Origin of the sequence: Dactylosporangium sp. CA-152071 (assembly GCF_050936335.1) — a bacterium.
Classification (GTDB): domain Bacteria; phylum Actinomycetota; class Actinomycetes; order Mycobacteriales; family Micromonosporaceae; genus Dactylosporangium; species Dactylosporangium maewongense.
Genome location: NZ_JBNJMZ010000001.1, coordinates 5,867,985 through 5,880,949 on the forward strand (window position 1 = coordinate 5,867,985; position 12,965 = coordinate 5,880,949).

Below are 12,965 nucleotides of genomic sequence, written 5' to 3' on the forward strand. Positions count from 1 at the left end.
CCGAAGCGGAGGTCAAGTACCAATGGCTCGTCGGGCACGGGTCGGTGTGCACCCGGCGGGACCCCGGGTCCCCCTGCGGATCAGAGGGACCCCGGTACCGGTGTCAGCAGGAGTACGCGACCGCGCCGCCCTGGCTGGACGCCTGCGAGAAGCCGAACAGGCTGATCGCGTTGCCGCTGATGTTGACCGGCACCTGCAGCGTGGTGTCGAACTGGTTGCCGTTCAGCAGACCGGCGTTGTAGCCCGTGGTCCAGTCGCTGCACGAGTTCTTGACGGCGGTCGCGCCGCCACCGTTGCTCCAGCCGCCGCCGTTGCCGCGCCCGTGGTGCCCGTGGCCACGGCCGTGACCCCGGTCGTCGTCGCCGTTGCCGGCGCCGTTGCCGTAGCCACCGTTGCCGTTGCCGTTGCCGTAACCGCCGTTGTTCTGGCCGTTGCCGTAACCGCCGTTGTTGTTGCCGTTGCCGCCACCGTTGCCGTAGCCGCCGTCGTTCGCGGTGCCGGTGCCGGCGCCGTTGCCACGGCTGTGCTCGCTGGTGACCTTCTTGGTCTTCGCCTTGCCGTGCGACGCGGAGGCGCCGTGCGAGCTCATGTTGCTGGCGTTGCCCGCGGCGTTGCCGTACGCGCCGGGGTTGCCGTTGCTGCCACCGTTGCCGTAGCCGCCGTCGTTGTCGGCGTCGTCGTCACCGTAGCCGCCGTTGCCGCCACCGTTGCCGTTGTCGTCGTCGTCCCAGTCGCCGTTGTCGCCGCCGTGACCGTGGCCGTGGCCGTGCCCGTGGCCGTTGCCACCGCCGTTGCCGCCGCCCCAGCCATCGCCGTCGACGGCGACCGCGCCGCCGCCGCAGGAGGCGCTGGAGAAGCCGAGCACCGCGATCGCGTTGCCGCAGACGTTGATCGGCGCCTGGACCGTGGTGTCGAACTGGTTGCCGTTGAGCAGGCCCGCGTTGTAGCCCGTGGTCCAGTCCTCGGTGGTCGCGCTCTCGGTGGAGGCGCTCTCACCCTTGACCGCCCAGGCACCGCCGGCGCTCTGCGCGCTGGAGAAGCCGAACAGGCTGATCGCGTTGCCGCTCAGGTTGACCGGCAGCTGCAGCGTGGTGTCGAACTGGTTGCCGTTGAGCAGGCCCGCGTTGTAGCCCGAGGTCCAGTCCTCGGTGCGGTTGCCGGTGCTCTCGGTGTAGTCGTCGGCGTCGGCGGTGTAGCCACCGTTGTTGTTCCCGGTGTAGCCACCGTTGTCGCCGCCGTTGCCGCCACCGTTGCCACCGCCGTGCCCGTGGCCCCGGCCGTGGCCGTGCCCGTGACCCCGGCCGTTGTCGGAGGCCATGCCGCCCTTGACGGCGTACGCGCCGCCCTGGCTGGACGCGCTCGAGAAGCCCAGGACGCTGACGGCGTTGCCGCTGACGTTGACCGGCACCTGGAGGGTGGTGTCGAGCTGGTTGCCGTTGGCGACGCCCGCGTTGTAGCCGGTCGTCCAGTCCTCGGTGGTGGCGCTCTCGGTGTCGACCGCCGCGGCGCCGCCACCGCAGGACGCGTCGGCGAAGCCGAGCACCGCGATCGAGTTGCCGCAGACGTTGACCGGCAGCTGGAGGGTGGTGTCGAACTGATTGCCGTTCAGCAGGCCGGCGTTGTAGCCAGTCGTCCAGTCGGCGTGCGCGGCCCCGCCCGAGATGAGCAGGAAGCCCGCGGAAAGCACGCCCACGTTGAGCGACTTACGAACCCACGTCTTCATGGTGAAAGTGAGACCCTTCGGTAGGTGTTTCTGTTCAGTGCTGCTTGCGTGGGCGCGGATCGGAGCCGCGAAACCTGCGTGCGGGCAGGCTCTGCCCGGCTCCGCCCTGTCGACGTGCGCCCGGATGGTGCGTGTTCGGTGTTGCGAGATGCCGCGATGTGGTCGATGCGGATCGATGCTGGCCCAGGGGACCCTGGCTGGCTCCGGCTCGGCCCGCTTCGCTTCGCGTCGGCTGGCCGGCCGGCCTCAGTCGGGTGAGACTGTCGGCTTCTCGGCTGCGAGCAGCCGCAGCTCGGCGTCTTCGACCGCATCCAGCCTGAAGGTGACCACCTTCGTGCCGGCCGGAGCGGCGGGCAGCGTGGCGGCGGCGCCACCGTCGTGGTTGAGGCCCGAGCCGGTGCCCGGAACTCCCGAGGTGATGCCGGCCGCCGGCGCCGGAACGGGCGCCGGGCGGGGCAGCAGCGGCACGTGGCGCGTGCCCTGCGCTTCGGTCCGGTCCGCGACCGGCTTCTCGTGCGTGGCGTCGCCGGCGTCGAGCCGGTCGAGCTGACCCATGGCACGGGAGACGACGACGCGTGTCGAGTCGACGCCGGCACGGGAGGTGCCGGTCGCCGCGGCTACGACGTCGCCGGGTGACCCGACGCCGACCGGCTCGGCCTGGACGGCCGGCTCTTGCGTCTGCGTCTTGCGGGCGATCGTGATGCCGGCTTTTGCCGGCCTCTTGGTTCGTGAGTTCGTGGCGCTCGACGCGTTCACCGTCGTCAAGCGGGGCATCTTGGTGGACGCCGGAGTGGCGGCTTTGCCGGCCGCCTTGTCCGTGACCCCGTCGGTCGTGGCCAGGACCGTGCCCGTCACCGGTCGCAGGACGGTCAGCACCGTCCCGGTGAGCAGGTCACCCCTCGACTCGCGCGGCGACACCCCGGAAGGCGCGCCGGAGGACACCCTGGAAGGCACACCGGTGGACCCGATGTGACCGAAGGTGTGGCCACTGGAAGAGGCGTGACCATCAGCGCCGTGACGGCTGCCGCCGGCGCCGAGGTCGAGCAGGTCGAGTCCCGTCCCGCCGCCCCCGGTGACCAGGTTGGTCACCGGCGCGATCAGGGAGGTCCCGGACGCGAAACCGTCCGAGCCCGACGACTCCGAGGCGTGCGCCGCCGACGCCGACAGCAGCCAGGCCACGCCGGCGAAACCGGCGACGACCAGACCCTTGACGGCGAAACGGGCAGCAGACCGGGCACAGGGGGCCGTGCGCGGGTTGCGCTCGCTCCTTGACCGGGCCATGGCTGCCTCTCAGTACGGGCTCGCTGCCGGGCGGGTCGCCCGACATCTGACAGTTCCGTACTGAGCAACGAATCGTCCCGGCCGGGGACACGCCACTATCCCGGCGAATCGGGCACAAGTGGGACAGCAGGCGTCAGAAAGGGATTCGCGGACCGGCCTTGAGCACGCCCGATGGCAGCTCCCGCCCGACGATCTCCTGCGCCATCGCCGCCGCCTCGATCATCGCCTTGAGGTCGATGCCGGTGTCGTGGCCCATGTCGTGCAGCAGGTGCACGACCTCCTCGGTGGCGACGTTGCCGGTGGCTCCCGGCGCATACGGGCAGCCGCCGAGCCCGCCGACGCTCGCGTCGAACTCGGTGATGCCCAGCTGCATCGCGGTGAGGATGTTCGCGAGGGCGGCGCCGCGGGTGTTGTGGAAGTGCAGCAGCAGCGGCAGATCGGGGTGGCGGTCGCGGACGAGGCCGACGACGTCCTGCACGCGGCGGGGGGTGGCCATGCCGGTCGTGTCGCCGAACGCGACACGGTCCGCGCCGTCGGCGACCACCCGGTCGACGATGCCGGCCACCCGCGCCGGGTCGATGTCGCCCTCGAACGGGCAGCCGAAGCTGGTGGAGATGATCACCTCGGCGGTGGCGCCGGCGCCGTGCAGCAGCGCGATCAGCGCGGCGATGTCGTCGAGCGACTCGCCCGTCGACCGGTTCACGTTGCGCTGGTTGTGCGTCTCGGACGCCGACACGACGACCTCGATCTCGCCGAAGCCGGCCTTGAGCGCCCGCTCGGCGCCCCGCGAGTTGGGCACCAGCGCCGAGTAGTGCACCGCGGGGTTCTTGACCGCGGCGGCCCACACCTCGTCGGCGTCGGCCATCTGCGGGATCGCCCTCGGGTGGACGAACGACACCGCCTCGATCCGGCCGACACCGGTCGCGGAGAGCGCGTCGAGCAGCCGTACCTTGGCGGCGGCGGGGACGGGGTCCTCGTTCTGCAGACCGTCGCGGGGCCCGACCTCACGGATGGAAATGAAACTCACCGCGCACCTCCTGGGCGCATCCGGCTCACGATGCCGGTGTCGTAGTCACCGGAGAGGAACTCGGCGTTGTCGAGCAGCTCGGCGAAGAACGGCAGGTTGACCTTCGGCCCCACGACCTCGAACCCGGCGACCGCGGCGCGCAGCTTCGCCAGCGCGTCGGCGCGGTCGGTGCCGTGCACGACGAGCTTCGCCATCAGCGAGTCGTAGTTGGGCGTGACGACGTTGCCCGGCCCGTACCCGGCGTCGACGCGCACCCCGTCGCCGGTCGGCTCGACCCAGGTCGTGATCGCGCCGGGGCCGGGCAGGAAGCGCTTCGGGTCCTCGGCGTTGACCCGGACCTCGACGGCGTGGCCGGTGACGCGCAGCGCCGCGGGGTCGAAGGTCGGCGCGAGGCCGGACGCGACCCGCAGCTGCTCCTCGACCAGGTCGATGCCGAACACGGCCTCGGTGACCGGGTGCTCGACCTGCAGGCGCGTGTTCATCTCCAGGAAGAAGAACTGCCCGGAGGTCGGGTCGAACAGGCACTCGACGGTGCCGGCGTTGCGGTAGCCGACCGCCTCGCCCGCCCGGACGGCGGCGGCGAGCAGGTCGGCGCGCTGCCGCGGGTCGAGGGCCGGCGACGGGGTCTCCTCGACGAGCTTCTGGTTGCGCCGCTGCACCGAGCACTCGCGCTCGCCGAGGGCGACGACCCGGCCGTCGGCGAGGCCGAGGATCTGCACCTCGACGTGGCGGACGCGGGGGAAGTAGCGCTCGATCAGCACCGAGCCGTCGCCGAACATCCGCTCGGCGAAGCCGCGGACCTTCTCGTACTCCACGACCAGGGCGGCCTCGTCGGCGGCGACCGCCATGCCCATGCCACCGCCGCCCGCGGCGGCCTTCACCATCACGGGGAAGCCGATCGAGGCCGCGGCGGCGACGGCGTCCTCGACAGTGGTGGCGGGGTCGGTGCTGCCCGGCGCGACCGGCACGCCGGCGGCGGCCATGAGGTTCCTGGCGTTGATCTTGTCGCCCATCGCGGCGATCGCCTCCGGCCCGGGACCGACCCAGATCAGGCCGTGCTCGGTGACGGTGGCGGCGAAGGCCGCGTTCTCCGACAGGAAGCCGTAGCCGGGGTGGATCGCCTCCACGCCGGTCGACTTCGCCGCGGCCAGGATCGCTTCGGTGTTGCGGTACGACTGGGCCGGGTTGGCCGGCCCGATCAGCACCGCCTCGTCGGCCTCACTGACAAAGGGCAGCCCGGCGTCGGCCTCGGAGTGCACGGCGACGGTGTGGATCCGCAGCCTGCGCGCGGTACGGATGATCCTGCGAGCGATCTCTCCGCGGTTGGCGACGAGCAGCGAACTCAGCATGCGGACCGCTCCTGTGGATAACTCTGTGGGTTAACACGTGACTGGCCTGTGGATAACCCTCGGAGGGTCACCCTTGCAGCGCGGAGAGTGTCGCGGCGCGCAACAGCTCGGCACGGCGGGTCCGGTCGACCTCGCCGCCGAGGAACGGCGTGGAGTTCATCAGACCGAAGGCGGCGTGGGCGAGGACGCGGGCCTCCCCGGCGTTGAGCTCGCCGCGCAGCGCGGTGAGCGTGCTGACCCACTCCTCGACATAGAGCCGCTGCAGGCGCCGGATCTGCCGGCGGGGCTCCTCGGGCAGCCGGTCGAGCTCGTGCAGGTGCAGCGCGATGACCGCCGGGTTGGCGAGGGCGAACTCGACGTGGAAGTCGACCAGCGTGGCGAGCGCGGCGGCCGGGTCGTCGGACGAGTCGGCGATGCGCTTCTGCCCGCCGTCGAGCAGCTGCTCGCTGACCGGGATGAGCGCGGCCGCCAGCATCGCCTCCTTGCCGGCGAAGTGGTGGTAGAGGGCCGGGCCGGTCACGCCGGCCGCCGCGCCGATGTCGTCCATCGACACGCCGTGATAACCGCGGGTCGCGAAGAGCCCGACGGCGATCTCGAGGATCTCCTCCCGCCGTGAGCGGCGGCGTTGTCCGGCAGGCCCGGCACCGCGGGTCTGTGCAGGTGGGCGCACGGACGATTGCTCCAGCGTCATGGGGAAAGCCTAACCTTGTGTCAAGACAACTGCTGAACGGTCGTTAAGTTTGTCACTGCCCGAGGTGGAGCTGACGGATCTCGGCGGCCTCCTCCGAGCGATCCATCGCCTCGAGCGCCTCGGCCAGCATCCAGGCCGCGTTCTGCCCCGCCTGCGAGCCCGCGGGCGCGGCACCGAGCACCGAGCGCAGCAGCGGCTCGGCCGGTGCCGGATCGCCGGAGCGCAGCAGCAGCTCGGCGTGCAGCAGGTCGGCCTCGAGGGCCTCGCCGAGCGCGCCGATGCCGCGCAGCACGTCCGCGGCGCCGCGGACCCGGGCCAGGGCCTCGTCGCCCTGGCCGGCGCCGAGCAGCACCCGCGCCGCGTCGCAGTCGAGCATCGCCCGCTGCCAGACCAGCCACGGCTCGGACGGCCCGACCGTCTGGCTCAACGACGCGGCCAGCGCGTCGGCCTCGGCGAGCGCGGCGAGCGACTCCTCGACGCTACCGGCCCAGCGCAGCGCGAGGGCCCGCATCCGGCGGTTGTACAGCTCGGCCTGGACCACCCCGGCGGCCCCGAACGCGGCCGCGGCCGCGCCGAACCGCTCGGCGGCCTGCGCGTCGCGGTCGGCCCGGTAGAGCAGCTGGGCCGCCTCCTGCAGCATCCGGCCGCGGGACTGCAGGTTGTCGAACCCGTCGAGGTTGCCGGCGAGCGTCTCCAGCAGCGCGAGCGCCTGGTCGGGCTCGTCGAGCTCCCGGTAGATCCGCGACAGCAGGTAGCGGGTGCGGTCCGCATACTCCTGGGCGCCGATCCGGTCGAGCACGTCGATCGAGCTCTCCGCCGCCTCGGCCGCGTCGAGCGGCTGCCCGGCCTGGTCATAGGCATTGGCCAGGTCGAAGCGCAGGATCGCGGCGGGCCCGTCCTCGCCGTGCGCGACGTGGTCGGCGATCGCCTCGACGAGGTCGTCGACGGCCTCGGCCGGGTGGCCGCCGGCGAGCCTGGCCCGCCCCCGGCCGACCAGCGCCGACAGCCGCGGGTCGCGCTCGACCGCGGCGGCGAGCGCGGCGTCGAACGCCTCCACCGCGGCGTCGAACTGCTCGAGGTTGGCCAGCGCGTGCCCCTGGATCAGCGCCGCGAGCGCCACCGGCGGCGGGTCGCCGAGCCGGCCATACTGCTCGCGGCAGTCGGCGGCGGCCGCCACCGCCTCCTCGAAGCGCTCCAGCACCAGCAGGCACCGGGCGCGCCGCCCGGCCAGCTCGGCCCGCAGCGCCGGGCGGGCCGGCTCCTCGGCGACCGCGGCCTCGACCGCGGCAAGGGCGTCGTCGAGCCGGTCGAGCGCCAGCAGCGGATACTCGAGCCGCAGCCGCGCCTCGGCCCGGGTGTCGGCGTCGCCGATCGCGACGATCCGCTCGGTGACCTCGGTCAGCCGGGCCAGGACCTCCTCCTGCCGGTCCTCGGCGTCGGGGGCGAGCAGCGCGCGGGCCTCGGCGATCAGCGCGGACCGCTCGTCGCCGAGCCGCCGGTGACCGGCGGCGGCCTCCAGGAACGCGGCCTCGGCCACCTCCGGCTCCTCGTCGACGCTCGCGATCCGGCCACGGCCCTCCACCCGCCGGACCGCCAGCGCGGGCGCCGGGTCGTCGAAGAGCTCGTCGAAGCGCTGCCACGCGGCCCGCGCCTCGGTGAAGCGGTACTCCTCGAACAGCTCCTCCGCCCGGTCGAGCAGCTCCGCCGGGTCGGTCGGCAGCGGGCGCGGCGCGGTGGTCACGGCGGGCGCGGCGGCGGTCCGCAGCGTGCGGGCCACGGCGCTGAGCGGCAGGTGGTCCACGAGCGGCTCGGCGTGCAGCCGGGCCTCGATGAGCCGGCCGATGTTGGCCGTGCCGTTGCGGGCGTCGAAGCGCGCCGCCAGGGCCCGCGCCCGGGCCGCGAGCCGCTCGGCGAGCACCGGCGCCGGCAGCCCCTCGGCACCCCCCGGCGCCGCCCGCTCCGCCGCCGGCACCCCGGTGATCACGACCGTGGCGTCGAGGCGGCTGAGCAGCAGCGCCGCCGCGGCGGAGAACCACATGTCGGCCTGCGGGTGCGGGGCCTTGTCGAGCCAGGTCAGGTGCCGCTCGACGATCTCCAGGCCGCGGGTCTCGTTGCCGGTCCGCGCGCAGAACACCACGTGCTCGCCGATGCGCTGCAGGTCGGCGAGGTTGCCCCGCAGACTGCGGTAGGCGCGGCGGTGCGCGTCGGCGGCCTCCGTGAGCCGGCCGGTGCGCAGATACGGCACCAGCAGCGACGTCAGGATCGACTGGGGCTGCTCGGCGCAGGTGAGGTGGCCGGCGAGCACCGGCTGGGCGAGCGCGACCGCCGCCTCGTCGTCGCCGGCCGACACCAGGTGATACACCTTCGACGTCGGGTCGCAGCCGACGCAGTCGGAGTTGTCGTCGCGGGGCGTCGCGCACCACTGCTCATACCACTCGTCCGCGGCCGGGTCGCCGATGTGCGCGGCCACGGCGTGCCGGTAGGAGTAGACGGCCTGCAGGCTGTGCCCACCGGCGCGGAAGCGGCGCTCCATGTCGTCGAGCACGTCGTGCGTGCGGCCGAGCGGCACCTCGGGGAACTTCAGCAGGCCCGACACCATGTACTTGAACTGCCACAGCAGCAGGCTCTCGGCGTGCCGGTCGAAGCGCTCCGGGTGCGCGTCATACTCCGCGCGGCACCACGAGAACGTCACGAACGACTTCGCGGTCTCCCCGCCGTGCACATACGCCGTCGTGGCCTGCATCCGCGCCGCGAAGCGCAGCTCGTCGAAGCCGCCGGCGTCGGCGTGCTGCACGATCTGCTCGACCAGCGCGATCTGGCCACTGCCATACGGCATGTGGTCGGCCTCGCGCAGCAGGGTCCAGAGCTCGTCTTCAGTCTTCATGCGCGACCGCCTTGTTGAGCAGGCCCAGGAATGAGCTGTTGAGCAGCGCGGCGTCCGCCGGCCGCAGCGGATGGTGTCCGAGCAGCAGCGCCTGACCGTACAGGCCTTCGACGGCGAGGCGCACCAGGTCCTCGTCGGCGAGCTCGCTGATCCGCCGGACCAGCGGGTTTCGATGGTTCAGCACCAACTGGGGCCGGTCCTCGTCGTCGGTGCGGGCGAGGGCGTCCAGCACGTCGGCCCACACCTCGTCGACCCGCTCCCGGGTGGCCCGCAGCTCGGCGGCGAACGCGGCCGACCGGTTCACCAGATACATGGCCGGCATGCCCGCCGGGTCGAACGCGCGCAGGACCACCTCGCAGCCGAGCCGGTCCATGGCGCGCTGCGCGCGGGCCACGAACGGCCGCCGGGCCAGCTCCAGCCCCGGCTCCAGCGCGTCGAAGTGCGTGGTCAGGTCGCTGGGCTCGACCCGCTCGATCAGCGCGCCCGGCTCGATCAGCGGCAGCCGCTCGATGAGCTGCGCGTCATACACGTAGCCGGCGTTGACCACCGGCATGCCCTGCGCCGCCGCGACCGCGCCGATCTGGCGGAACTCGTCGACCTGCACCGTGTATCGCACGAGGCCATGCTGGGCGCGGAAGTCGGCGAGCGTCATCCGGCCCGTGTTGGTCTCCATCGGCCACCAGCGCTCGACCAGGCGCAGCATCTCGTCGTCGTGCACGGCGAGCGCCTTGACGCCGAGGTGGTGGATCTCCAGGAACTCCGCCAGCCGCCGCGGGTCGCGGGTGGCGAGCCGGACCAGCCAGCCGCGCAGCTGGTCGCCGAGCGTCTCGCGGGTCGACTCGAGCAGCTGGTCCTCATACAGCGCCTCGCGGCTCGCGGTCGGGCGCAGCTCGCCGGCGTCGAAGACGCACCGCGCGAAGAACGCCCACTCGGGCAGGACGCCCTCGGCGCCCTCGGCGAGCAGCATCCGCTTGAGATAGACGCGGTGGCCGGCGCGGGCCGCCGGGTTGGCCGGGGTGGGCAGCACGAACGCGACCCCGGTCAGCCCCGCCTCGGCCACGGACAGGTCCACCACGTCGAACGGGGTGAACCCGAAGACCTCCCGGCAGTGCGCGACGAGCCGCTCCCGCCGGTTGTCGCCGCCCGCCCGCCACGGCAGGCCGTCGCCGGTGACCTGGACGTCGCCGACCTCGACGGTCACCGGCAGCAGCGAGCCATAGAGGGTGGCGAGCTCGGTCACGGTCCGCCGCAGCAGCCACTGGTCGGCGTCGCGCCGGGGCACCAGCGTCACGGTCGTGCCGACGTGCAGCCGGTCCTCGCCGGCGGGCGCGACGCTGTAGCGGCCGTCGGCGAAGCCGCGCCACAGCACCGTCGGGCTGCCTTCCGCCCTGGTCAGGACGCGGATCTCGTCGGCGACGAGGAAGCAGGAGAGCAGGCCGATGCCGAACTGGCCGAGGAAGTCGTGCCGGGCGAAGCCGAAGTCGTCGCGCTTGGAGCTGCGCCCGATCGTGGCCAGGAACTGGTGGACCTGCTCCTCGGTCAGGCCGATCCCCGTGTCGGACACGCGCAGGGTGCCGTCGCCGGTGACGTCGGGCGGGTCGATGCGCACCCGTGCCGGCGCCGCCGGGTCGAGCGCGCGCCGCGCGGTGATCGCGTCGACGGCATTCTGGAGCAGCTCGCGCACATAAACCCGCGGGCTCGCATAGAGATGGTGGCTGAGCAGGTCCACGACCCCGCGCAGGTCCACCTGGAACGTCCGATCCACGCGCGCACGCTACCGCGACCCACCGACATTCTCCGCCCCGTTCTCACCCCAGGACGTGCTCCACGGCGGTGAGCCCCGGCACGGCGACGGTCGCCACCGGTGCTCCGGTTTCCGGATGCAGCCGGTGTACGGCCTCCGCCTGCCCCACGTACAGCCCCGTGTCCGACACCGCGACGCCCCGCGCGTCGCCCGGCAGGGCCCAGGTCGCCCGCGGCGACTTCGAACCGGTGTCGAACACCTGCACCTGCCGCCCGGCCGCGAGGTACGCCGCCGAGCTGGACACCGCCAACCGGGCCCGGCCCGCCACCGCCGTGAACCGGAGCTCCTGCGTGACGGCCAGTACATCGGCGGAAATGACCGCAAGAACACCCTTGCCCGCGTCGGCGACCCACACCTCCTCGCCACGCTGTGCGATCGTCAGCCCCTCGACCGGCCCCGTGCCGAACGACGACGGCAGGTCGACGCAGACCGCCCACCCGTCGGCGACGCTGAGCGTGTGCACGAACGCGTGCACGTCCGGCCTGCCGTCCCGCGCCCCCGTCTCCGGGTGCAGCAGGTCGCGGACGTGCACGTGGTCCGGCTGGTGGCTGTACAGGGTGAAGAGCCGCTGCCGCCGGGCGTCGAAGACCGCCTGCCGCCCTTCGCCGCGCATCTGCTCCTCCGCGCCCTCCGGCACGAGGACCTTCACGCCCGCCTCCGCGTTCGGCAGGTTCAGCGCGGTGAGCTGCCCCGCCGCGAGATCGAGGACCCGCACCCGGTAGCTGTCCGGATGCTCCGGGGGCAGCATGTCCAGCACGAAGAGGCTCGTGCCGGTGGACGAGAACGCCTCGGGCTGCACGAATCCCGGCAGCTTCAGCCGGTGCCGCTCGCCCGCCGGCCCGGCGACCACGATCGTTGTCTCCAGCCGGCCCGCGGGATCGCCGTCGACGAGCGCGACCAGCCCGGCGTCGGGCGCGACCGCGGCCAGCCGGCCGGCGCCCCGCACCGTCGTCTGCGCGACGACGTCGCCGGTGCGCGCGTCGCGGGTGACGACGCGCGACGCGCCCGGCTCGGCGACGGCGCTGACGAGCCGCCTGCCGTCGGCGGTCGCGAGGGTCGCCGCGGGTGTCACCACCCGGCGGCCGGTGCCGGACTCCACGACGGTCATCCCGTCCCCGACGGAGACGGCGAGCAGCTCCCCCGGCTCCACCTTCTTCGGCTTCGAGCCGGATCCGCAGGACGCCATCAGGACGGCCCCGCCCAGGCCGAGCAGTTCACGACGCTTCATGCCCACCACGAGCCGCGATCCGCCGGCGCCGTTCCCGGCCCGCATCGACTATTTTCGGCGGGTGGATCTCCGTGCCGCGCTCGACAGCCTGACCGGTCTCTCCGTCGGTGACGCGCTCGCCGCGCCGTTCGAGATGCACCCGCCGCTGCCCGCCGGTGCCGGATTCGCCCCGCCGCCGGCGCCGTGGCGCTGGACCGACGACACCGAGATGGCCTGCACGCTGCTGGAAGGGCTCCGCCGGGACGGCCGGGTCGACCAGGACTGGCTGGCGGGCGCGTTCGCGCAGCGCTGGAGCCGCGACCGGGGCTACGGCCGCGGCGCGCGGTCGCTGCTGACCAGCATCGACGAGGGTGTCCCGTGGCGGGTCGCCGCCGGCGCGCTGTTCGCCGGCCGCGGCTCCGCGGGCAACGGTGCGGCGATGCGGGTCGCGCCGCTGGGCGCGTTCTTCTCCGGCGACCCCGACGTCGCGGCGCGGCAGGCGGCGCTGTCGGCGGAGGTCACCCACCGGCATCCGGAAGGCGTGTCGGGTGCCGTCGCGGTCGCCCTCGCGGGGGCGCTCGCGGCCCGGCACACGCCGCGCGAGTCGCTGCTGCGCATGGTGCTCAACGCATTGCCGCCGTCCGACGTCCGGGACGGCATCGGCCGCGCCGCCCGCATGGCGGAGGCGTCCGATCCCGGGGAGGTCGCCGCGGAGGTCGGTAACGGCGCGCACGCATTGGCGCAGGACACCGTGCCGTTCGCGCTGTGGGTGGCCGCGCGGTATCTCGACGACTATCCGGAGGCATTGGCGGCGTGTGTACGGGTGGGCGGCGACACCGATTCGATGTGCGCGATCGCCGGCGGCGTCATCGCGGCGCACACGGGCGTCGGCGCACACGGTGACACGGTCGGCGTGCCGCCGGAATGGATCGAGTCACGTGAACCGCTACCCACGTGGGGCTGAACACTCTACGTGACAGTTGAACGGTAATTCACCCG

At 73.3% G+C, this 12,965-nt stretch carries 9 protein-coding genes; 1 reads left to right on the forward strand and 8 read right to left on the reverse strand.

Features of this window, described 5'->3' with window-relative positions:
* Nucleotides 1-103: 103 nt before the first annotated feature.
* From ACQEVZ_RS26285 to ACQEVZ_RS26320, 8 genes are all read right to left on the reverse strand, one after another.
* The gene (locus ACQEVZ_RS26285) at nt 104-1,723 is read right to left on the reverse strand and encodes a chaplin family protein (protein WP_433371098.1); all 1,620 of its coding nucleotides are present in this window, start codon (nt 1,721-1,723) and stop codon (nt 104-106) included.
* 246 nt (nt 1,724-1,969) lie between these two features.
* Nucleotides 1,970-3,004: a hypothetical protein gene (locus ACQEVZ_RS26290; protein ID WP_433371101.1), complete on the reverse strand. Its 1,035-nt coding sequence runs from the start codon at nt 3,002-3,004 to the stop codon at nt 1,970-1,972.
* Nucleotides 3,005-3,137: 133 nt separating this feature from the next.
* Nucleotides 3,138-4,031 (reverse strand): hydroxymethylglutaryl-CoA lyase, encoded by an 894-nt coding sequence (locus tag ACQEVZ_RS26295; protein WP_344508440.1) that lies wholly within the window; start codon nt 4,029-4,031, stop codon nt 3,138-3,140.
* Nucleotides 4,028-5,380, reverse strand: a complete 1,353-nt coding sequence (locus ACQEVZ_RS26300; RefSeq protein WP_344508442.1) for an acetyl-CoA carboxylase biotin carboxylase subunit — start codon at nt 5,378-5,380, stop codon at nt 4,028-4,030. The genes ACQEVZ_RS26295 and ACQEVZ_RS26300 overlap by 4 nt, the downstream gene beginning before the upstream one ends.
* A 67-nt stretch (nt 5,381-5,447) precedes the next feature.
* A complete protein-coding gene (locus ACQEVZ_RS26305) occupies nt 5,448-6,071 on the reverse strand; it encodes a TetR/AcrR family transcriptional regulator (protein ID WP_344508443.1) in 624 nt (207 codons plus the stop codon).
* Nucleotides 6,072-6,123: 52 nt separating this feature from the next.
* Complete coding sequence (locus tag ACQEVZ_RS26310) at nt 6,124-8,955, reverse strand: hypothetical protein (protein ID WP_433371106.1); 2,832 nt, start codon at nt 8,953-8,955, stop codon at nt 6,124-6,126.
* Nucleotides 8,945-10,720: an HSP90 family protein gene (locus tag ACQEVZ_RS26315; protein WP_433371108.1), complete on the reverse strand. Its 1,776-nt coding sequence runs from the start codon at nt 10,718-10,720 to the stop codon at nt 8,945-8,947. The genes ACQEVZ_RS26310 and ACQEVZ_RS26315 overlap by 11 nt, the downstream gene beginning before the upstream one ends.
* 43 nt (nt 10,721-10,763) lie before the next feature.
* Nucleotides 10,764-11,987 carry a hypothetical protein gene (locus ACQEVZ_RS26320; RefSeq protein WP_433371111.1) on the reverse strand — a complete coding sequence of 408 codons (1,224 nt, stop codon included), beginning with the start codon at nt 11,985-11,987 and terminating at the stop codon, nt 10,764-10,766.
* Here ACQEVZ_RS26320 and ACQEVZ_RS26325 point away from each other — a divergent pair.
* Entirely contained in the window at nt 11,986-12,930 is a 945-nt protein-coding gene (locus tag ACQEVZ_RS26325) for an ADP-ribosylglycohydrolase family protein (RefSeq protein ID WP_433371114.1), read from the forward strand. The two genes, ACQEVZ_RS26320 and ACQEVZ_RS26325, sit on opposite strands and share 2 nt — an antisense overlap.
* The last annotated feature ends 35 nt before the right edge of the window (nt 12,931-12,965 follow it).